Annotated in this window: 16 protein-coding genes; 4 read left to right on the top strand and 12 right to left on the bottom strand. The window is 54.7% G+C overall.

The genetic code is table 11. From position 1 onward, the window contains the following. Positions 1-18 precede the first annotated feature (18 nt). The 8 genes from B1748_RS37840 to B1748_RS20710 all read right to left on the bottom strand — a co-directional run bounded on the left by B1748_RS37840 (position 19) and on the right by B1748_RS20710 (position 10,507). Positions 19-432 carry a carbohydrate ABC transporter permease gene (locus B1748_RS37840; protein ID WP_306299334.1) on the bottom strand — a complete coding sequence of 138 codons (414 nt, stop codon included), beginning with the start codon at positions 430-432 and terminating at the stop codon, positions 19-21. After that, positions 345-887: a carbohydrate ABC transporter permease gene (locus tag B1748_RS37845; RefSeq protein ID WP_306299335.1), complete on the bottom strand. Its 543-nt coding sequence runs from the start codon at positions 885-887 to the stop codon at positions 345-347. The genes B1748_RS37840 and B1748_RS37845 overlap by 88 nt, the downstream gene beginning before the upstream one ends. Before the next feature lie 15 nt (positions 888-902). After that, a complete protein-coding gene (locus tag B1748_RS20685; RefSeq protein WP_087569842.1) occupies positions 903-1,808 on the bottom strand; it encodes an ABC transporter permease in 906 nt (301 codons plus the stop codon). 385 nt (positions 1,809-2,193) lie between these two features. Beyond that, positions 2,194-2,763: a helix-turn-helix domain-containing protein gene (locus B1748_RS20690; RefSeq protein WP_087569843.1), complete on the bottom strand. Its 570-nt coding sequence runs from the start codon at positions 2,761-2,763 to the stop codon at positions 2,194-2,196. A 75-nt stretch (positions 2,764-2,838) separates the two neighbouring features. Next, complete coding sequence (locus tag B1748_RS20695) at positions 2,839-3,819, bottom strand: NAD-dependent epimerase/dehydratase family protein (RefSeq protein WP_087569844.1); 981 nt, start codon at positions 3,817-3,819, stop codon at positions 2,839-2,841. 12 nt (positions 3,820-3,831) lie between these two features. Continuing rightward, complete coding sequence (locus tag B1748_RS20700; RefSeq protein WP_087569845.1) at positions 3,832-5,025, bottom strand: glycine C-acetyltransferase; 1,194 nt, start codon at positions 5,023-5,025, stop codon at positions 3,832-3,834. 220 nt (positions 5,026-5,245) lie between these two features. After that, positions 5,246-6,631, bottom strand: a complete 1,386-nt coding sequence (gene fumC, locus B1748_RS20705; protein ID WP_087569846.1) for a class II fumarate hydratase — start codon at positions 6,629-6,631, stop codon at positions 5,246-5,248. A 93-nt stretch (positions 6,632-6,724) separates the two neighbouring features. Next, positions 6,725-10,507 carry an ABC transporter ATP-binding protein gene (locus B1748_RS20710; RefSeq protein ID WP_179215711.1) on the bottom strand — a complete coding sequence of 1,261 codons (3,783 nt, stop codon included), beginning with the start codon at positions 10,505-10,507 and terminating at the stop codon, positions 6,725-6,727. 279 nt (positions 10,508-10,786) lie between these two features. Here B1748_RS20710 and B1748_RS20715 point away from each other — a divergent pair, with 279 nt between their 5' ends. After that, positions 10,787-11,563: a DUF817 domain-containing protein gene (locus B1748_RS20715; RefSeq protein WP_087569848.1), complete on the top strand. Its 777-nt coding sequence runs from the start codon at positions 10,787-10,789 to the stop codon at positions 11,561-11,563. 190 nt (positions 11,564-11,753) lie between these two features. On the opposite strand, the gene B1748_RS20720 is transcribed toward B1748_RS20715, so the two are convergent. Together B1748_RS20720 and B1748_RS20725 are read right to left on the bottom strand one after the other, a co-directional pair. Continuing rightward, positions 11,754-12,422: a bifunctional 2-keto-4-hydroxyglutarate aldolase/2-keto-3-deoxy-6-phosphogluconate aldolase gene (locus B1748_RS20720; protein WP_087569903.1), complete on the bottom strand. Its 669-nt coding sequence runs from the start codon at positions 12,420-12,422 to the stop codon at positions 11,754-11,756. A 189-nt stretch (positions 12,423-12,611) separates the two neighbouring features. Then, positions 12,612-12,920 (bottom strand): Dabb family protein, encoded by a 309-nt coding sequence (locus tag B1748_RS20725; protein ID WP_087569849.1) that lies wholly within the window; start codon positions 12,918-12,920, stop codon positions 12,612-12,614. A gap of 175 nt (positions 12,921-13,095) precedes the next feature. On the opposite strand from B1748_RS20725, the gene B1748_RS20730 reads away from it, so the two are divergent. Both B1748_RS20730 and argS read left to right on the top strand, forming a co-directional pair. Then, positions 13,096-14,202, top strand: a complete 1,107-nt coding sequence (locus tag B1748_RS20730; protein ID WP_087569850.1) for a winged helix DNA-binding domain-containing protein — start codon at positions 13,096-13,098, stop codon at positions 14,200-14,202. A gap of 337 nt (positions 14,203-14,539) precedes the next feature. Continuing rightward, the gene (argS, locus tag B1748_RS20735; protein WP_179215712.1) at positions 14,540-16,438 is read left to right on the top strand and encodes an arginine--tRNA ligase; all 1,899 of its coding nucleotides are present in this window, start codon (positions 14,540-14,542) and stop codon (positions 16,436-16,438) included. 193 nt (positions 16,439-16,631) lie between these two features. Here argS and B1748_RS20740 read toward each other — a convergent pair whose 3' ends face one another. Together B1748_RS20740 and B1748_RS20745 are read right to left on the bottom strand one after the other, a co-directional pair. Beyond that, positions 16,632-19,961, bottom strand: coding sequence for a family 43 glycosylhydrolase (locus B1748_RS20740; RefSeq protein ID WP_179215713.1), 3,330 nt, complete (start codon positions 19,959-19,961; stop codon positions 16,632-16,634). 354 nt (positions 19,962-20,315) lie between these two features. Next, positions 20,316-21,545, bottom strand: a complete 1,230-nt coding sequence (locus tag B1748_RS20745) for a multidrug effflux MFS transporter (RefSeq protein ID WP_087569852.1) — start codon at positions 21,543-21,545, stop codon at positions 20,316-20,318. On the opposite strand from B1748_RS20745, the gene B1748_RS20750 reads away from it, so the two are divergent. Continuing rightward, a complete protein-coding gene (locus B1748_RS20750) occupies positions 21,544-22,641 on the top strand; it encodes a 3'-5' exonuclease (RefSeq protein ID WP_256975797.1) in 1,098 nt (365 codons plus the stop codon). The genes B1748_RS20745 and B1748_RS20750 overlap by 2 nt on opposite strands. Positions 22,642-22,661: the final 20 nt, after the last annotated feature.

A 22,661-nucleotide genomic window follows, 5' to 3' on the forward strand; every position in this document is an offset into this window, starting at 1 on the left:
TGTCATGCCTGGCCTCCGCTAACCTTTTAATGATCCGATCATCACTCCTTTTACGAAATGCTTTTGAACGAAAGGATAGACGATCAGTACCGGAAAAACCATAACAAGCACGCCGGCAGCCTTCACGCCCTCCGGCGTAATCGCTTGCTGCAAATCCGAATCGATGGCCAACTGCGGGTTCGAGGCGGAAAATATCATTTGCTGCACTAACACGGCCAAATTGTATTTGCTAGTATCATTGATATAAATCAGTACATTAAAGAAATTGTTCCAATACGCGACGCCGTAAAACAAGGAGATCGCCACGAGCATTGGCAGCGATACGGGAAGCACGATTCGCATAATCAATCGAAGTTCGCCGCAGCCGTCGATGCGGGCCGCATCCTCCAATTCTCTGGGGATGTTTTGAAAAAACGTTTTGACAACCCACATATTATATTGCTTATCAATCCCGGCAACCACAGAGCCCAGTAGGAATTGACCAAACCAAGCGACTTGACCAGCAAATAATTAGGAATTAATCCTCCGCTAAAAATCATCGTAAAAATGATGGCCAACGATAAAAACCGGCGGCAATAAAAATAATCCTTGGACAAGGGATACGCCACGGCGATAGATGCCGTCATGCTGCACAACACGCCGACAAGCGTAATGACAATACTGTTTCCGAAAGCATCCACGATCCGGGTCCCGACAAATAAGGCCTGATAAGAATCCCAATTCCATTGGACCGGCCATAGCGAGACTCGTCCCGCCATAATCATGCCGGGGTCGCTGAAAGAGGTTGCGAAGAGATGAATTAATGGCAAGAAACAAAGCAGTCCCGCCACCGACAAAACGAAATAATTAACCGCGTAGAAAACTTTTTCCCCAGAGGATGCGCGCATCGGTCCATCCCTCCTTTACCACAGTTCTTTTCCCATGCGGCGGGCGATTTGGTTCGCCGTAAGGATCAGCAGCAACCCGACCAGCGATTCGAATAAGCCCATGGCTGTCGTAAGGCTGAATTGCGCCCCCTGCAGTCCAAGCTGATAGACCCATGTGCTGATGACTTCCGAGATGCTGGACACGACGGGATTGCCCAAAATATAGATTTGATCGAACGAAACCTCCATAATGCTTCCCATGGACAATATCAGCATCATCGCAACGACCGTGCTGACCCCCGGCAACGTAATATGCCAAATTTGCCGCCATTTGCTTGCGCCGTCGATCGCAGCCGCTTCGTACAAAACCGGGTCGATCGCGGCCAGAGCGGCCAAATAAATGATGGCGCTAAAACCCGCCTCCTTCCAAATCCCCGATCCGAGATAAATCGTTACCCATGAAGGCACATCGTACATAAATGGATGGGTATATCCGAACCATCGTTCCAGCAGCAGGTTCAAACTTCCCGCCTCTTGCGAGAACAACGTCAGCACGATGCCCCCTACAATTACCCATGAAAAAAAATGAGGCAAAAACACCATCGTCTGAATCGATCGTTTAAACCACGTTTTGCGCACTTCATTGAGCAGCAAAGCCAGAAGAATCGGAAACGGAAAACCGACGACGAGCCGGAGCAAGCTTAGCCACAACGTGTTCAGAATGATGTCCGTTGTCAGGGCATTGCTAAAGATCAGGCGGAAATTGTCGAGCCCGACCCAGGGACTGCGTACGATTCCGTCATGAAGATTGTAATCCTTGAACGCGATCACGAGCCCCGCCATCGGCGTGTACTTGATTAGAAGATAAAAGATCGCTCCCGGAATAAACATCCATAAGAGCGGCACATTTTGTTTGAACCGTCTACTTGCGCTTGTTCCCATACGTCACCTCCAGGTTGTTCGCGAAGCCCGTTTTCATTTCATCGTACCTCCTCCGTCCGGCAATAATTGGGATGTGCGCTTATCGAATTCGAATTCCTAATCATCATCGAGCTTTTGGAGTTCCGCGACAAGATACAATAAAAACGAAGCTAAACCAAATGAGGAAAAAGCGTACTAAACACTTTCAATCGAATAAACATTTTCAGCAATTCCCCCTTGCAAACCTGACCAAACAAGAAAAAACGGCTGTCGCTGCCCTTAGGCGGCACAACGCGTTTCATTGCGGGAAATAGAGGTCAAGTTTAAAGAAACAAAAAAGCGGCAGTCTTGGACAAGTAATAAAGTCCAAAACTGCCGCTTCGCTATTATACTGTAATGGAATAGACTAACCTCGCGCCGCAGCGTCCGCATAAAAGATGACCGCAAAAAACTTCGCCGTCTCCTCGCCATGATTCCGGTACGTATGAGGCCGATTCGCGTGGAAATGAACGGCGCTGCCTGCCGGCACTTCGTAGCGTTCATCCCCGTGCTCCAGCTCCAGGACGCCCTCCTGGACGAATAAATACTCCTCTACGCCGTCGTTATGAGGCTCGGAGACATGCTCGCAGCCCGGCTCTATAACGACCAGGTAAGATTCGAATTTGTTCCGCAGCCGATAGGGGAACAGCGGAAATGTCCGGTACGCGCCCTCTTCTTCCGCAAACGACTCCAGATCGCCCGGCGTCGCGATTGTGACGTCCGAATCCACCTCTTCGATCAGCGTCGTAAAAGAGATACCCAGACCGTTTACGATACGCCATAGCACCGAAATCGTCGGATTGGAATCTCCCCGTTCGATCTGGCCCAGCATCGCTTTGCTCACGCCGGTCATCTCGGCGACGTTGTCGAGGCTGAGGCCCCTCGACTTCCGGATGGCGTGCAAATTTTTGCCAACCTTCTTATGGATGGGCTCCAACGGAATCGGCCTCCTCGCATTATCGTTTTGTCGTTTCATTCTAGCCTATCATGAGAAAAACTTCAATCGTATACGCTATTGCGGCAGCAAAATCGAGCCTCCCCCGCTACCAAGCAGTTTGCGGGAAAGAGTCGTCAGCATCTCGTCGGTCGTCCGGTCCAGATCAAAGGCGGGTCGGAAACCCCACTCCTCGCACGCGGCCGAAGCATCGATCGCGTCAGGCCAACCGTCCGCAATGGCCTGGCGAAGGGGATCGATATGGTAGCGGAGCTCGAAACCCGGCATCTGTCTTCGGATGCTGGCCGCAATCGCTTCGGGATCTATGCTCATGGCCGTTATGTTATAGGCATTGCGGCGCTTTAGCCGGGAAGCGTCGGCTTCCATCAGCAAGGCGACGGAAGCGATCGCGTCCGGCATGTACATCATATCGAGGAACGTTCCTTTCCCGATATAGGAAGTATAACTTCCGCTTTTGACAGCATGGACGTACATCTCGACGGCGTAATCGGTCGTTCCGCCGCCAGGAGGGGCGGCATGCGAGATCAAGCCGGGAAACCGCAAGCCTCTTACGTCTACGGCATACTTCCTGTAATAATAGTCGCTCAACTGCTCGCCGGCCGCTTTGCTGATCCCGTACATCGTTCCCGGACGCAGCGGCGCGTCCTGCGGCGTGCCTTGCCTGGGGGCGTCCGGTCCAAAAGCGGCGATCGAGCTCGGCACGAACAATTGACAGCCCAGCTCACGGACCGTCTCCAGCGCGTTCAGCAGCCCTCCCATATTCAGCTGCCAGGCGAACAATGGCTTCGCTTCGGCCGTCGCGGACAAGAGTGCCGCCAGATGGATGATCGTGTCGGCCCGATGGGCCCTGGCCGCCTCATAAAACGCCCGTCCGTCCGTGACGTCCAGCAGCTGGAAGGGTCCGCCTTGCGCCGCCTCGCTCCGGTCTTCCCGAACGTCCGTCGTCAAGACTGCGTCACTCCCGTACAATTCCCGCAGCCTGACCGCGAGCTCGCTCCCGATCTGTCCAAGCGCACCGGTTAACAGTATTCGTTTCATCCCGCATTCCCCCTATCCAATGATTCCGAGTTCGCGGCCCGCCTTCTCGTATGCGGCGAGCGTACGGTCGAGCATTTCCGATGTGTGCTCGGCAGTCGGCATATTTCGGATGCGCCCCGTTCCTTTAGGCACGGTTGGGAACACGATCGCTTTGGCGTATATGCCTTCCTCGTACAGCATGGCACTGAAACGCTGCGTCTTCCCTTCGTCTCCGATGATACACGGAGTGATAGGCGTCTGAGTCGGACCGATGGAAAATCCCAGCTTCCGGAGACCGTTCTGCAGATAGGCCGCGTTGCTCCACAACCTCTCCTGCAGCTCCCGGCTCTCTTGCAGCCGATCGATGGCCGCGATGCTTGCAGCGACCGCTCCCGGCGGCAGCGACGTCGAGAAGAGGAACGGCCTGCTGCGCGCCTTGAGCCAATCCGCAACCGGTTCGGAGCATGCGACGTATCCCCCGACGACGCCGACGGCCTTGGACAACGTGCCGATCTGCAGATCGACGCGGCCGGATAACCCGAAGTGCTTCACGGTACCCGCACCGCCGCCGAGTACACCCGAACCATGGGCATCGTCCACATAGGTGATCAGGTCATAGGTCTCCGCGATACCAACGATCTCGGGAAGTTTCGCGATGTCGCCATCCATCGAGAACACGCCGTCCGTGATGACCATGATCTTTGCGTATTGGCCCGATTCTCTGGCCTCCTTCGCCTTTCCTCGCAGATCGTCCATATCGGAGTGGGCGTACCGGATGACCTTCGCCTTCGTCAATCTGCAGCCGTCGATAATGGACGCGTGGTTGAGCTCATCCGACAGAATCGCATCCCCTTTGCCCATAATGGCCGAGATTGCCGCCATATTGCAGTTGAATCCCGATGGATACGCGACTGCTGCTTCCGTCCCTTTGAACGCCGCCAGCTTCTCCTCCAGCTCGACATGGAGAGACAACGTCCCGTTAATCGTACGGACGGCGCCGCTGCCGACCCCGAATTGTATCGTAGCCTGTACGGCAGCGTCCACGAGCCCCTTGTCGGTCGCCAATCCCAAGTAGTTATTGGAAGATAGGTTCACGTACGACCGGCCTCCCATTCGGATAACCGGACCGTTCGCGCTCTCCAGCGGCTCGATCGTGTTGTATAACCCTCGAACCTTTAGATCGGCCAATTGAGCGTTTATAAACGAAGACAAAGTAGAGCTCCCCATTCGAATTCCCCCATTCGTCGCTTGGACAACGTGTATGCGATAGTATATTTTATTACACTATCACATTTATATGTTATACTACACAAAAATACGACATATTGCAATATAGCGTTTTCATTTGAAATCCTCCAAGCCTCGGATCCTTCTGTGCCGGAAACAAAAAAAGCCCCGAGGCGATTTATCCTCGGGGCGGCCGCGAAGCGACTATTGCGTATGGAATTTATTTTTTGCCGATCATGTTCTCCGGACGGACGTACTGGTCGAACTGCTCCGACGTCAGAAGGCCGCTTGCGATGGCGGATTCCTTGAGCGTCAGCCCTTTTTTGTGCGCGTTCTTTGCGATCGCCGCCGCGTTTTCGTAGCCGATATGCGGGTTGAGCGCCGTAACCAGCATCAGGGACTGGTCCAGATTACGTTTGATGACTTCTTCGTTCGGCTCGATGCCGACCGCGCAGTTGTCGTTAAACGAAATCATGGAATCCGCCATCAGGGCCACGGATTGAATGAAGTTGTACAGGATGACCGGCTTGAACACGTTCAACTCGAAGTTGCCTTGGCTCGCCGCCATGCCGATCGCCGCGTCGTTGCCGATAACCTGGCACACCGCCATGGTCATGGCTTCGCTTTGCGTCGGATTGACTTTGCCCGGCATGATGGAGCTGCCCGGCTCGTTTTCCGGAATGGAAATTTCGCCGATGCCGCAGCGAGGGCCGCTCGCCAGCCATCTGACGTCGTTGGCGATCTTCATCAGGTTGGCAGCCAGCGCTTTGATCGCGCCGTGCGTATACACCATTTGGTCATGGCTCGTCAAAGAATGGAACTTGTTGCGCGCCGTTATGAACTTCTTGCCTGTCAGCGCCGTAACTTCCTCGGCTACCGCGACCGCGTAATCCGGATGAGCGTTAAGGCCCGTGCCGACCGCCGTGCCGCCAAGCGCCAGCTCGCGCATCGTGTCCACGCTCTGAATGAGCATCGCGCGCGTGTTGTCCAGCATGGAGTACCAGCCGCTGATTTCTTGGCCGAACGTAATCGGAGTCGCGTCCTGCAGGTGGGTACGGCCGATTTTTACGAGATTGTCGAACTTCTCCGCCTTCGCGCGCAGCGTGCCGTTAAGCACGTCCAGCGCAGGGATGAGCCGGTCTTCGACCGCGATGACGCCCGCGATATGCATAGCCGCCGGGAATGTATCGTTCGAGCTTTGCGAGCGGTTGACGTCGTCATTCGGGTGAATGCGCGTTGCGCTGCCGCGAGCTTCTAGAATTTGGTTCGCGCGGCGCGCGACCACTTCGTTGACGTTCATGTTCGTTTGCGTGCCACTGCCAGTCTGCCAAACAACGAGAGGGAATTCGGCATCCCACTTGCCGCTTAGAATTTCGTCGACGGCTTCGCCGATGACCGCTGCCTTCTCCTCATCCAGCACGCCAACCTTCAGGTTCGCGAACGCGGATGCTTTCTTAACGATCGCCATGCCGTAGACGACCTCGAGCGGCATCTTCTCGCCGCTGATTTTAAAGTTTTGCAGACTGCGCTGCGTCTGCGCTCCCCACAGCTTATCCGCGGGAACTTGAATTTCGCCCATCGTATCTTTCTCAATCCGGTAATCCATTACAGTAACGTCTCCTTTGCGCTAAAAATGATTCCTTCATACAAACCTCTTTCATTTATAACGCTTATCGGACGCAGAAGCAAGCCGGAGTCTTTATTTCAACACCCATTCCTGCGCTCTCTTGCGCTCCTGCCAGAACCGGCGGTATATGCCGTCGCTGGCGATCAGCTCGAGATGATTGCCGTATTGCGCAACCCGTCCCTTGTCGATGACGGCAATCGTATCCGCATGACGCACCGTATTCAGCCGGTGGGCGATGATGACCACCGTCTTGTCGCGGGCCAGCTCCTCGAACGCCTCCTGTATATGCTTCTCGTTATCGGGATCCACGCTAGCCGTCGCTTCGTCGAGAAGAATGATCGGCGCGTCCTTCAGCATGGCTCTGGCAATCGAGATCCGCTGCTTCTGGCCGCCGGAAAGCAAGCCTCCGCCTTCGCCGACCACCGTATCGTAACCGTACGGCAGCTTCTCGATAAAGTCATGGCAGCGGGCCTTGCGAGCCGCCTCCATCACTTCCTCCATCGTGGCGTCGGGATTGCCGTAACGGATATTGTTCGCGATCGTGTCGTTGAAGAGGTATACATCTTGGAACACAAAAGCAATCTTTTCCATCAGCGCATCGGATTCCAGGCCCCGCACATCCGCTCCGCCAATCGAGACGGTTCCTTGGCCCGCGTCCCAAAACCGCGCGATCAGGTTCAGGATGGTTGTCTTGCCTCCGCCGGAAGGACCGACAAGCGCCGTAATTCCCTGCTCCGGGATAGTTAGATTCAAATTCGTCAACACGGATTCATCGCCGTAGCCAAAGGTCACGTCGCGGAAAACGATGCCGTGGCCCTCGGGCTCACGCCTTCCGGTAGCCGGCAGCAGCTTGACGTCGTCGGTCAGAATAATATCGTTCATATGATCGACCGTCGTCATGAACATGCGACGGAACACGGCATAATCCATAAGCGGCAGCGGCTCGTAGAAGCAGATCGCCAGAATAAGGAACACGACGAACTGTCCGGGCTCGAGCGTTCCCTGGCCGATCAACGCGCCTCCGACAAGCAACACAAGCGCAAGACCAAGCTCGAACGAGACGTTGTACACCGCCGTATACGGCGTCAGTTCTTTGTTAATGGAAATGCTGGCCTTCTTGTAGGCCAGAATCGTACGGGAATAGCTTTGCATCCGGCTGCCCGTCAAGCCTAAAGAACGAATGACCGCAATGCCGCGAATGTATTCCAAAATGCGGCTGTTGGCTTCCTGGCGCGCGATTGACAGCTTCCGCATAATCTCCTTGAGCTTCCGCTCCGCCAGCCATGTGGCTGCGAGGCTAATCGGCACGCCAGCCAGCGATACAAGCGCCAGACGCCAGTCGATCCACATCATGGCAGCCAGAATCATCGGCGGAATGACCCAGCCCTTAATGAGGCCGACCACAATGGACGGCATGTAGATGTAAGTGCCCGCATCCGACTTCACTCTCGATTCCAGCACGGAGGCGTCCTTTTGCAGGAAAAATCCGTACGGCACCTTGCGCAGCCGATCTCCCAGATATAAACGCATATGCGTCAGGAAGTGGCCGAACATGGGGAAGGACCATCTATTCGTCCAGTAGTAGAAGACCGCCTGCCCGCCGAACATGGCAACCATCCACAGGACGGCCTGCCAGGCATCTTCCATGCGGCCGGACAATGCCGCGTACACGGCGACCGCCACCGCGATGGAGCCGAGCGCGACGAACACGTTCTCGAGTATCGAGAACGCGTATACGCCCCAAAGCTTGCCTTTCTTCTCATCGCCTGCGAGCAGCATGGATTGCGCAAGGGCGGACATCTCGTTCAAGCGGCGATGCGGATCGTCCATCTCGTTATCCTCTCGCTCGTGCAAAGCACCTTGGCTGCCATTCGTCTCGACTGCGCTGCCCGCGAGTACCGTCTCGGGATCCAGCCGACGTGCTCTCTCACCCGTTCTGTCTCTTGCAACGACAGGCTCCTCCCGCTCAAGATCCTCCGCGCCGCTCTCGTAAGCTTCCCACATGCGCCGGTACAATTCGCTCGCCAGCAGCAGCTCCTCGTGCGTCCCTTTCGCGACGACCCGGCCTTCGTCGACGACCACGATTTGATCGGCGTGCACGATCGTTCCCAGACGGTGGGCGATTGCCAGAATCGTTTTGCGTTCGCCGTCCGTCGTTCGGGTGAGGGAGGCCAGCGCGTCTCTTATGCGCGCCTCGTTCTCGGGATCCACAAGCGCCGTCGCTTCGTCCAGGATAATAACCGGAGCATCCTTGAGAATCGCCCTCACGAGGCTGATTCGCTGTCGCTGGCCTCCGCTTAGCGCCATCCCGCCTTCTCCTACCTCCGTGGCATACCCTTGAGGCAGCTCCGCAATAAAGTCGTGGCAGGCTGCCCGGCGGGCCGCGTCCATCACTTCCTCATCGGTCGCCTCAGGGTTCCCGTACCGAATGTTGTCCATGATCGTTCCGCGGAACAGGTAAGCATCCTGAAATACGAACGACACGAGAGACATAAGCTTCTCTTCGTCCATTTGGCGAACGTCGACTCCGCCTATCGCGACCGAGCCGGCCGTCACATCCCAGAAGCGGGGCAGCAGGCGCGCGATCGTCGTTTTGCCTGCGCCCGATGGGCCCACCAGCGCCGTAAACGTGCCGGCTGGCACCTCCAGCGACACCTCGTTCAGCACCGGCTGCTCGTTATAGGCGAAGCTAACTTCCCTCAATGCGATGGAAGCGTTCTGAGGCTCGCGTGCGGCTGCCTTATCGACGGCTGGCATCTCCGCTTCTTCCAGCAGTCGACTGACGTTTTTGAGCGATGCGGACAGACGGAAGGCCGTCATGCCGCTGGAACGAAGCATTTTAAACAGAGCCGCTCCCACGCCGAGCGACATCAGGATGAAGAACACAAGCGCGGGAACCGTCAATTGATCGCGGCCGATTAGCCATAATCCCGACGGAACGACGATCAGAAGCGCCGTACGCGACAGCAGCACGGCCAGCGTCTTAAAGGGCATGCCCTTGCGTTCGATCTCCGAGCTGACGTCGGAGAATTCCCGAACCGCCTTCGCGTACGATTCGAAAGCTTCGCCGGTTCGCGAGAAAGCCCGAATGACCTTCATGCCGTATACGTAAGTAAGTATGGCGCTGCTGACCGCGGCGCCCGCCTTGCCGAATCCGGCCTGAATCGGCTTCAGCCGCGTCATGACGAACGAATAGCCGATCACCGTCACGGCGATGAACGCGAACACGGCCAGCCCCATCCGCCACTCCAGCGCGAACATGATGGCAAATGACAAAATCGGCAACGCAGCGCTTTTCGTAATATCCGGCAAAAGATGCGCGATCCCTTCCTCCAGCCCCTCGACATCCTCGTTAACCGTATGTTTGATTTGACCGCTGTCCGTCCGGTCGAAGTAACCGAGCGGAATTTGGGCCAGCTTATCGGCCAGTGCCATCCGCACTTCATAGACGACGTCATAGGCGACTCGGTGCGTCCAGTCCGTCGATATGGCAGTCAGTACGCCCTTAAGCGCAACGGCTAGCAGGGCGAGCCCCGCGAGCAGCATCAATTCGGAGCTGTCGGCCAGCAGAGTTCCGTTCACCAGCCCCACGCAAATGCGATAGATAATCCAATAAGGCACAAGCCCCATCAACGTCGCCAAAACGCCTGTCGCGATGGAGCCGGCAAGCGATGTCTTGCGCTTCATCAAAAACGGCTTCAGCCGGGCGAAAGGCGTCGGCGGCTTCTTATTAGCCGCTTTCTTTCCTTGGCCGGCTTGGGGAGTCGGACCGGTTTTCGAGCTGGCAGATGCTTCGTGATGCTGCGATGCTGCTGGTTCCTGCCGCGTCTCGCTATTCCGGGTTGCAGTCGTCATAGGTATCACCCTTCTAAAAATGATAATGATTATCATTATAATTCTAATGCACAGGCTCGGAAAATGGAATGGATAATTTGCCATTAACGGGATGGACTTGTGCCAGCGGGCTGGAGCTTGGCTTGCCGGCTGCTCTTCGCGTAGTGGACGGCAGCGCCTGCGAAAACCGGAAAAAACGCACGGGATTTTTCTCTTTTTAGAAGCCGGTCATTCCCTTATGCTTAGTGTCTAGATCCATGAACAGCCGCCTATCCGGCAGCATAAAGAGGTGATTCCGCTATGAAATCCGTTATTCAGCTGTTGCATTTCGGCTACCATCAGGCCATGAGCTGCCTGTTTCCCGTCGCCATCTTCGGCACTTTAGCGCTGTCCGGCATGGTGGATTGGCCCTTCATCCATCGTTACGACGCCATTCTGCTCGTCTTGCTCGCCGTGCAATTCCTGATGTATCGGAGCGGGTTGGAGACGCTTGATGAAATCAAAGTGATTTGCGTATTCCATCTCATAGGATTGGCTCTTGAAATCTACAAGGTAAAGATGGGCTCGTGGTCGTATCCGGAACCCGGGTTCACGAAGATGTTCGGGGTACCGCTCTACAGTGGTTTTATGTATGCGAGCGTAGCGAGCTTCATGTGCCAAATTTGGCGCAGACTGCGCATGGACATGACCGGCTGGCCGGGACTTCCCGCCGCCGGCTTGCTGGGAGGCGCGATCTATTTGAACTTTTTTACGCATCACTTTATTCCCGACTTCCGTTGGTGGCTGACGGGGCTTGTGCTGATCGTGTTCTGGAGAACATGGATTCTGTACCGGGTTCGCGGCGTCACGTACCGAATGCCGTTGACGCTTGCCTTCGCCATCGTCGGCTTCTTTATCTGGCTGGCCGAGAATATCGCGACTTTCTTCGACGCGTGGAAATATCCCGACCAGCACCAGTCCTGGCAGCTCGTCGGCTTTAGCAAGATCAGCTCGTGGTTCTTGCTGGTAATCATCAGCGTCATCATCGTGGCGCAATTAAAGCATGTAAAAGCGGGCAGGCAGCCGCGGGGGAGTTGAGTTTGATTGGCGACTTAAAGCCTGTGTTTCAAAAACCCGTAACGTCCAGTCGCTCACTGCCTATCGGACATAATTGACGCTATTCGTGATACGGAAAATTCTATTGTGGCAACAAAAAAAGCGCCTGACGAAGCCATAAGCTTCTTCAGACGCTTGTTTCCATAGTATGAGGGGCAGTCTCGTCGGGGGCCTACAGCCCTTTGGCTTCGCGGTATGCGGCCATATAAGCGGCGGCCTTCTGCTCGATGATCGAGAAGTCGCCCGACTTCACCGCGTCCTTCGTCAGGTCGGAACCGATGCCGACGGCAACGGCGCCAGCCTTGATCCAATCCTTCAGATTGTCCAGCGACACGCCGCCGGTCGGCATAATATTCGCCTGCGGAAGCGGTCCCTTGATGGACGGAATAACGCCAGGCGAATACAGATTGCCGGGGAACAGCTTGACCACGTCCGCGCCAAGCTCGAGCGCGTTCTGAATTTCCTGGATCGTCATCGTTCCCGGCATGACCGGCACCGCATAGCGGTTGCACAGCTTGATGGTATCCGGATTCAGCGCGGGGGCAACTACGTATTCCGCTCCTGCCAGAATCGCGGCGCGAGCCGTCTCCGGATCCAGCACCGTTCCCACTCCGATGATGGCGAAGTTGTCCGCTTCCGGAGACACGTCGCAGGAATATTCCTTGGACAGCTGCTCGATCGCGCGAAGCGCAAACGGTACAGTCATGGTGATTTCGATTGCCTTGATGCCGCCCTTAATGGCGCGTCTCGCCATCTCTGCTACTTCCTCCGCCGAATCGGCGCGAAGCACGGCCACGACTCCGGCATCCGTCAATTGCTGCAATACTTTCAGCTTTTTCAACACGCTAGTCCCTCTCCCTTTTTCGTACGTCTATGTTCGAAATTGTTCGTTTTCTCTAGCGTCATTATAGAGCTTTTCCGCAAATCCGGCAACTAGGAGCCTGCTTTCGTCACTCGCTCGGCGGCCTAAACCTATAAACTCCAATATTAACCTCCGGGAATCGTTGTTTAACACAAGACGCGCTACTCCTTACAGCTTGTAGTCGATCTCCAGGAACTTCTCGACTTCCTTCTCCCAACGCTCCGAAACGAACGCCGAGTGCAGGTCGTGATGGTTGTAAGCGTCATATTCCTCCTGGCTGTCGAATTCCATGGCGAATCCGAAGTCGTAGTCGTTTTTGACGCTGACTTGCTTGTACGCCTTGAATCCCTTTACTACGGGGATGGAAGCAAGAATTCGTTCGCCGTCCTCCAGGAACCGGCGCTCCGCTTCGGAGCCTTTCTCATGCTTCAGCGTGAAAATAACGGAATGCAGAATCCAGCCGCTTTCTTTGCTCATTATGTAACTCTCCCTCTTGTTTAATAGAATGCTTGTCTATTTCATTATAAGGCGCATGCATGCTTATGGCGAATGACTGCCCGCTTTGGCCGATATAAAATTCGTAACGGATCCCTATCCGAATCGCCCATTCTCTGGCTATACTGGTAACATATTAGAGACGAGGGATGAACAGATGTCTACCATTCAACTTAGCAAAAAATGTTTAAATCGGACGCTGCTCCATCGCCAGCTGCTGCTCGAACGCTCCTGCCTGTCTCCTCTTGAAGCGATCGAGCAACTGGTGGGGCTGCAAGCCCAATCGCCGAAACCGCCCTATTACGCTTTGTGGAGCAGGCTGCAGGATTTTGAGCCATCCATGTTGTCGGAATTATTGCTCGGCAGGGATGTCGTACGCATCGCGCTTATGCGGTCCACCATCCATCTGGTGTCCGCCCGCGACTGTCTTTGCTTTCGTTCCGTCCTGCAGCCGGTGCAAAATCGCTTGCTGATGGGGACGCATGGCAAAGCGCTCGTCGGCGTTGACATGGAACGGCTTGAGGCTACCGCTCTAAAGCTGCTCGCCGAAAGCCCCCGCACATTCGAGGAGCTCGGCAAGCTGCTTCAGGAGCATTGGCCTTCCGCAGCGGCGGGCTCGCTGGCGACAGCCGTCCGTGGCCGCTTGCCGCTCGTACAATTACCGCCAAGGGGCGTATGGGGACGTTCTGGCGCAGCCACGCATGCAACAGTAGAAGAGTGGCTCGGGGAGCCTTTGCGGGAAGGGAATGAACACTCGTTGCTAGAGCTGATTCGCCGCTATTTGCGCGCCTTCGGTCCCGCATCGGTTAAGGATATCGGCGTCTGGTCCGGACTCTCCAAGCTGGGTCCCGTTCTTGAGAAGCTGCGCCCCGAGCTTCGTACATACCGTGACGATGCCGGCCAGGAGCTGTTTGATCTGGTCGGCTTGCCCTTGCTTTCGGAAGATACGGCAGCCCCTGTCCGGTTCCTGTCGGAGTTTGACAACATGCTGCTATCCTACCAGGATCGAAGCCGGATTATGGATCCGGCTCACAAGCAGCTCGTGTTTACGGTGAACGGCATCATCAAGTCCACCTTCCTCATCGACGGTTTCGTAGCAGGGCTGTGGCGCATTGAGTCATCGAAACACGCCGCTATCCTGCACCTTCGTCCGTTTGGACCGATAAGGGATGAAGCTCGTGGAATGCTGGAGGAGGAGGGCGGCCGCCTGTTAGCGTTCGCTGAGCCCGAACGCGGGCCTTCTATCGTCTGGGAAGCCGATTAGACGATTCCCCCTTGATTTCCGCTAACGAGACGTTATAATACTTTATAACGTCAGTGAACGGGACAGTAATTCATTGGAGCAACGTTGCATAGCGAGCCGGGATGGTGGGAGCCGGTCAACGTCCGACGAACGAAGAGGGCCCTGGAGGCGGCTTTCCGAGAGACTCATCCTGGTCTCAAGGTCGGTCCGGTTCGGCCACGTTACGGCCAAGATAAGATCCGAACGCCATAGCGCATCCGGATAATCAGAGTGGCACCGCGGGTATTCCCCGTCTCTAGCAGAGACGGGGATTTTTTGCGTTTATGCGGCTGGCCGCCTCGACTTAGGAGGAATAAACATGATCAAAGAAAAACTGGTGGATGCTCTAGCCCCTCTTCTCTCCCTTGCCAAGGAAGAAATGACGTCGCTGCTGGAATTTCCGCCGAGCGATGAGCTGGGCGACCTGGCTTTGCCATGTTTCGTGCTGGCCAAGAAGTTGAAGCAAAGTCCGGGGCAGATCGCCGCGGCTCTTGCGGACACTATCGTCCATCCTCTCTTTCGCGCCGAAGCGGCAGGACCGTATTTGAACTTCAAGCTGAATCGATCCGCATTCGGCGCAGAGCTTCTGGAGCGTACGCAATCGGAAACATTCTGGCGGCCAAATATCGGGGAAGGAAAACGCGTCGTCATCGACATGTCGTCTCCGAACATTGCCAAGCCGTTCGGCATCGGGCATCTGCGTTCCACCATGATCGGCAACGCGATCTATCGCATGCTGAGCGAAGTGGGCTACGACACCGTAAATGTCAATCATCTCGGCGACTGGGGTACGCAATTCGGCAAAATGATCGTCGCCTACCTCAAGTGGGGCGACGCTTCCGCGATTCGGGCCAGCGACAACCCGACGAAGGACTATCTGTCTTTGTATGTCAAATTCCACGAGGAAGCGGAGCGTCATCCCGAGCTGGAGGACGAGGCGCGGGAGTGGTTCCGCAAGCTGGAGACGGGGGATTCGCTGGCAACCGAGCTGTGGCGGGATATGATCGGCGAGAGTCTGAAGCAGTTCAATAAGCTGTACGAGCGGCTTGGCGTTACGTTCGATCATGTGCTGGGCGAGAGCTTCTACAATGACAAAATGGAGCCGGTCATCCAGAAGCTTCGCGGCCAAGGCTTGCTGGAGGAAAGCGATGGAGCCCTTGTCGTCCGGCTGGACGAATTCGGGATGCCTCCCTGCCTGCTCGTCAAGTCCAACGGCACTTCCATCTATGCCACGCGCGACTTGGCGACCGCCATCTATCGCCGCGACGTCATGGGAGCTTCGCAGTTGCTCTATGTGGTTGGCGGCGAACAATCCCTCCATTTTGAGCAGGTGTTCCGCGTGCTTGGCAAGATGGACGATGCATGGGAGGAACGCTGCAAGCATGTTCCGTTCGGCCTGATGAGGATGGAAGGGCAGAAAATGTCCACTCGCAAAGGGAAGGTATTGTTCCTGGAGGATGTGCTGAACGAGGCGGTGGCACAAGCGAGACGCATCATTGAGGAAAAAAATCCCGCTCTCCGCGACAAAGAAGCCGCAGCCGAGGCGATCGGCATCGGCGCGGTCGTGTTCGGCGACTTGAAAAACACGCGCACGCTCGACGTCGACTTCTCGCTGGCGGACGTGTTGAACTTCGAGGGAGAGACCGGACCTTATCTGCAATACACGTATGCCCGGATGGCAAGCATTCAGCGGAAAGCGGCTGCGGCGGGCTTTACGCATGCAAATGCGGATTCTGATGCAGAGGCGGTTGCGAATGTGGATGTGGATGTAGAGGCGGATCCAGGATCAGTTGCGAGTTCAGGAGCGGGTTCCAGTGCGTACGCTAATGTAGACAGAGATGCGGGTACATCTGACGTAGACGTCGCAATGCTCCTGGCAAGCCCGCCATCTAGTTCAAGCGATACTTCAAATGGAGGAACTGGACCCGTGTATGGTGGTTTCGGAACCGCCGAACATGATCAAGTGTGGCCGCTGCTTAAGCAGATCTCGTTTTATCCAGCCCGTCTGGCTCAAGCTGCCGAAAGGCACGAGCCGTCCGTGCTCGCTCGTTATCTCCTGGAGCTTGCGCAATCGTTCAACCGGTTCTACCACCACGTCAAAGTGCTGGACGGCAGCGCCCAAGAGCAGGTATTCAAGCTCGAAGTCGTCCGCGCGGCTTCCAAAGCGCTTAGCAATGGCTTGGCTCTGCTAGGCGTTCGAACGCTCGAGGAGCTCTAGCAGCATACAAGATCCCGCCTGTTGCGATGGAGGGTCTGTCTCGACAGTCGCAAATAGTCGGCTGTCTGGACATACCTTGTTCCACATACGACAATTGTCGTATGGCATGGAGTGCACAAAGAGGGTCCACACGCATAATTGCACATGAACCCTCCTGATTATATGAAACTGGTTGCAGCCGCCACTTGTCACATTACATAAGCTGAATCATTCTGTAGACGATAACGGCAGCTTCCGCGCGCGTTGCATGAGCTTGTGGATCAAATCTGTTGTTCAACTTTCCAGTCATAATGCCAACGGCCGCTACGTTGTTTACCATATCTCTGGCCCAATCGCTGATTTGGCCGTTATCCGCAAATGCGGCATTCCCCGGATCAACTGCTCCGTCAACTCCGCCTGCCTCAAGCGCGCGCATGACCATGGCGGCCATTTCCTCACGGGTAATGTAACCTTCGGGAAACATGCCCGTACCCTTGCCATTCATAATTCCGGCCTTATGCGCCGTCGCGATGGAGCTAGCGTACCAAGCCCCTTCCTTCACATCTGAAAACTGCCCCTCGTAGGCCACTTCCTCCAGCCCCAGCAAGCGGTTCATCAGGGTGACGAACATCGCGCGGGTCAGACGGTCGTCAGGCGCAAACGAATCGTTACCCACACCATGCATATATCCTCTCATCGCCAGTTGACCAATCGCCTCGTCAGCCCAATGAGAGGCGTCAACATCCTTAAATAAACTGAAATATTGAAGCACGGAAAATGGAACAAACGGATGAATATCAAACGAAAACGCGCCATTGAAACGATCCAAATTGCCGCCAACATATTTCCACGTCTTCGCTCTTTCTTCGAAGGTGTAAGCCGCCACAGATGGAGAGCGGTTTGCGTCAAGCCCGCTATAGACAACCTGAATGGATTTATCCCAGTATAATCGCTCACCTCCCGACATTGCAGATATTTGGATCTTGCCCGATACGGGAGCAAATCCTTCAACCGCGGAGAGCAAACGTTCCACTTCCAACATAATTTTCAATTCATCCTTGATCTGATCGGGATCCAGCCATTCCTCTGGCAGCAGAAGCATGACGTTACCATTGCGAATTTCGATCAATCGGTTATGCTCCCTCAACAGTTCAAGTCCTTGTTTGGACAGGATAATCGTCTTGGCAGCAGTATCTCCAATGTTGGTCAGTTCGAACCTTACGGAGGTTGACTCGGATGCAAGTATATCCTGCAACAGTTTTTTGTCATTTACGGTCAACGTTGTCATGCCTTCCGCTGTATCGACTTTGTGTTCTTCGGGAGCGATAACGCCGATGCCCGTATGCGAATTCACAGGCAAATGTTTGGTTTGAACTTGTATGGACAAACTTGACTCCGATTCGTTGCCGGCTGCATCATAAGCCGTCACTTTATAATCGTAGCTGCTTCCCGGAGCAAGTCTTTTATCTGTGTATGCCGTTTCAGCGGTGTCCCCAACCTCAACTCCATCCCGATAAATTTTGTAGCCTTCTACTTCATACGGGGGAGCCTCCCAGGTTAATTCCACCACATCATATGAAATATTGGTCGTTGTCAAACTTGTCGGTGCGGGTTTACTCCGATTGCTTACCCGTTTGCCGACATACTCGTCCATCGCATGCCCGTCGACCGTCTTAATGCTTCCCAATTCTGGAAGGTAGGATAAACTTAAAACTTCGCCAGCCTGCGCTTCACTCGTCAAATGGAGCAATAAACGCCGTCCATCTTCTTCGACCCTGTAATTAGCCGAGGTGACCATAATCGGCCCTTTGGTCCCAAGCAAATAAAAACCTCTTGCATGATTTAAAACGATGGCCTGGTCAAAGGTAAGAACCAGCCGATTGGCTCTGCCGTCCACAATCTTTGCGTCAACGATAGCCGGTCCTTCGCTCACCGGTTTCTGCCGCCATTCCAGCTTGGCGACAGCGCCTGTCAATACATCAAACGCGGTATCAAGCTGATGTTGATTCGCTTGTGAATCGGCTAGCAACGCATCAGCCGCAGCCAAACTTTTCGGTATAATCTCCCAGCTTTCCTCCGTATACAAGGATTGATCAAGGAGTCTGATTTCATCCACCTTGGCTTGCAGTGCGCCCTCTTCTCCCCCGTCTGGCACATTCAACGGCTCTACATAGATATAATCCACTTCGCTGAAATGAAGTCCTTTTGCCAATCGGATCGTGTTCATTCCTCTATCAAGCTCCACATTTAAAGAGGCTTCCTTCCAATTGCCCCAACCTGTGGACGGCAGCGAAAGTTCTACGGCCGGCCTGTCATTTACGGTGACCTGATAGCTGGATCTGTCCATGCCATGAGCATACGCTATTTTCAATACATACGTCCCTGCCCTTGCGGCATAGATTTGCGAAAACTCCACATAACTGTCGTTAAAGTCGATATTGCCGACATGGCTGCCGCAAGAAGCGTTCTGGTTATGATTCTGTACGACGGAACGATTATACCGGGCATCCTCGGCTTCGTATCGACCTGCCTGACATTTTACCAATATTTGCACAGCTGACGGCCGACCAAAATCAGGCGTTCCGTCCTCATTCCATTCAATCTTCTGCACCCGGGTGCCGCGCGCTCCGGTACATCCGGCGTCCGGCCTCGAATTGGCGTGATAAACAAGCCAATCCTCCGTTCCATCAGGAGAGGTAGTAAAGCTGTTATGACCAGGACCATACACGTTTTCTTCCGGATTTTTGCTAAATACCGGTGCGGGCGACTTGGACCAGGAGGCGGGATCAAGCAAATCGGCTGTATCCTCGGCCGTCAGCATGCCCAACGAATAATCAGGCGACTGGCAACCTGTTGCAGAAAAGGTCATAAAAATCCGGCCATTGCGCTTGAGGATGGCAGGACCTTCGTTTACACCGCCCGCAATTTTCTCCCAGTCATGTGTCGGTGTGGAAATGACAACGGCTTCGCCGCGAACGGTTAAGGGATCGATCATCGCATCAATCCACAATTCCATAATGCCGTTTGTACGGGTCGACCATACAAAATAATAAGTTCCGTTATGCTCGAATGTATTGCCGTCAATCGCAAATATATCCGGCATATTGACAACTTCTCCCTTGCTTACCCATGTCCCCGACATTGGATCAGGAGACTCGTTTTCCAATACATACATCCGGTGATTGGCGTCTACGCCATCATCCGCCGTATAATACAAATACCATTTGTCATTGATCCGGTGCAGTTTGGGCGCCCATATATTTTTGCTGCCCCAGCCGTTGGCTGGCGGTGTGAACGCTCGTGTAACCTCGCCGTTCGCAATATCTGCCAGGTCGGCGGATTTGAAAATATCAATTCGGTCCACCTGTGTAAACGTCATATAATAATTGCCTTCATGGAGCAGGACAAACGGGTCGGCAGCCCCGTTCATAATCTGTTTTTCGAATACCTCCCCGTTGGCTGCCGACGCTCCCGATATCGGAAAAATGCCAGCAAGCAAGCAAAAACTTAAAAAAATCGAAAACCCTTTTACACAAAGCTTCATCATTGTCCCTCCTTGAATAATATGTAATTCGGACTAATCCTTGTTGGATTTCTCCATTTTAATAGCCTGACCGCGATTAAAAAACGACTTGCTTTTGGAAGGAGTGGACATATCATTGGATTTAAATGCGATAATATGTAATCGCTATAAGTCAATCTTTGCACCTCTCAGAGACGAGCGACCGCGTTTAGAGTCAGGAGCCAAATAGCCCCTGCCCTTAGGGGCAGGAGCATCGGGAAGAGGCTCTTAATGTAGAAACGATAGCAAATGCTCTGTTCTTAAGCGCATAAACGAAATAACTGGCTGTTACAAACACGCCACGCGGGGCCAAAGCAAGTTCCGCTATCGGCTCGGCTAACGCCCCGCCGCCTCTCCCTCTGGCCCGCGCGTAAACAACGCGAAACACACGACGGCCCCCGCGATCAACGCCATCATGACGGTTGCCAGCGGCAGAGCCGTCCCTTCGCCGCCAAGGCCTACGAGCGGCGCTGCGATTCCGCCGAAGACAAAGGAGAGCATGCCGAGCAGCGCCGAGGCGCTTCCCGCCGAGCGTCCTTGATCTTGCAGCGCCAGCGATGTCGTCGTCGCGCTGGTGATGCCGATGCTGGACACGACGAAAAAGAAGCCAGCAATGACCATCGGCAAGCCTAGATCAAGCAACACGGCAGCCATCAGAATAATCGCGCCGAGGCTTGCCATCGACAGACCTGCCGTAAGCAGCCTGCGTGCAGGCACTTTGCCTGCCAACCTGCCCGCGATTTGGCTCGCCAGGATGATGCCTGCGCCGTTAAGCCCGAACACAAGACTATATCCGCGCGGCGTCACGCCGTACAGCTCTTGCAGAACAAAGGAAGAACCGGAAATATAAGCGAACATGGCAGCCATCATAAGGCCCTGCGTGAACGCGTAGCCCATAAAGGCGGAATTGCCCAGCAGCTTGCGGAACGTCGTCAACGTATTGCGCAAACCTCCGCGAGATCGGCGATCGACAGGTAGGGTCTCCCGAAGCCCTACGTAAACGGCTGCCAGCATTAGCAAGCCCGACGCGCTCAGAACAGCGAATACCCCCCTCCATGACGTAAACGTCACGATCTCCGCTCCGATCATTGGAGCTAAAATCGGGGCAGCCCCGTTAATAAGCATCAGCAGCGCAAAAAACTTAGTCAGCTCCGCGCCGGCATACAAATCTCTTGCGCTAGCACGGGAAATTACGATACCCGCTGCACCTGCGAAACCCTGTACGAAACGAAGCAAAATAAAAGTCCATATGCTCGGAGAAAACACGCATAGCAATGAAATGACGGCATATACGGCCATGCCGATTAACAAAGGCATCCTGCGCCCTCTTACGTCGCTGATCGGTCCAACGATCAACTGCCCGAGCGCGATGCCGACCAGGCATGCGGTCAAGCTGAGCTGCGCAAGCGACGTCGAAGCGTTAAAATCATCTGCAAGCGCCGGGAGCGCTGGCAAATACATATCGATGCTAAGCGGGCCTATACCCGCAAGCAGGCCGAGTATGACGGCTATGAACAGACGTCTGGATTTAACCTCGCGTTCGGCAATGGTGTTGGTGGATGACATGATGGTGCATACTCCTCTCTTGCTGCAGCAAATCTCAGCTTTCATTGTAGTCCCGGCAGGCCGCATTTGGCAATCGCATACCAAAAAGAAGCATTCGGGGCTGATTTCTGTTAAAATGGAAGCGGCGATACTCATAGCGGAGGTTACAGCATTGGACTATATTGTATTGGATATCGAATTTAACGGCCGCAAGTTTGCAAGCGATCTGCCCATGGAGGTCATCGAGATCGGTGCCGTTCGGCTTAACGAGCGTCTCGAGCTTGTAGACGAATTTACGGCTTTTATAAAACCGGTTTATTTTGCAAAATTGAATAGCTTTATTCAGAAAAAAACGGGCATCCCGCAGCAATCCATCGATACGGCGGAACGGTTCCCGCGCGTCATCGGCGCTTTCCTGCAATGGCTTTCGCGCAGCGAGTCTCCGCTCCTTGTCACTTGGGGCGGCGAAGACTTGAAGCGAATCGTGCTGGATACCCGCATGCACAAGCTCGACGATGCCTATTGGTTAAGCGTAAATTACTTTGACCTGCTCAAAGGCTTTCTGCGTTATCGCGGACTCACGAACGACGTAAGCGTTGAGGCAGCGCTGCAGGAACTTGGCTTAAGCTCAGAGGGCTCCGCCCACCGGGCGCTGGACGACGCGCGGATGACGGCGGATATTTTCCGCACGGCATTCCCTCACCTCGACTTCAGCTTCACGCAGAAATACAAGGATATGCACTCCAATGCCAAGGAACGACGGCTGGTCAAAAATGCGATTAGGCTGCTCCGCTCCCAGAAGAAGGAGCCGACTTGGGAAGCGCTCGTGGAGCATGTGTTCAAAGACAAGGTCAAGCTCGATAACCCCAAGAAGGTAGCCGAATTGCAAGCTTACTTCGAGGTCGAGGCCGCAAAGAAACCCAAGCCGTCTGCACCGAAGCCGCGCAAAGAGGCTGCCTCCGGCAGCGAAGCTGCTCCTGCACAAAATGCAGGCAGCGTAACTGCTCCTGCTCAAAATGCAGGCAGCGAGTCTCCAGCCGACATTGGCGGCCCGGATGCAATCAGCGGCGAAACAGCTTCGAACGCCATTGCGGACAATACCGGCGAGCAAGTCTAGCCCGCCTTCTCCCGTTCGCA

It is taken from the genome of Paenibacillus sp. MY03 (assembly GCF_002165585.1).
Classification (GTDB): Bacteria; Bacillota; Bacilli; order Paenibacillales; family Paenibacillaceae; genus Pristimantibacillus; species Pristimantibacillus agaridevorans.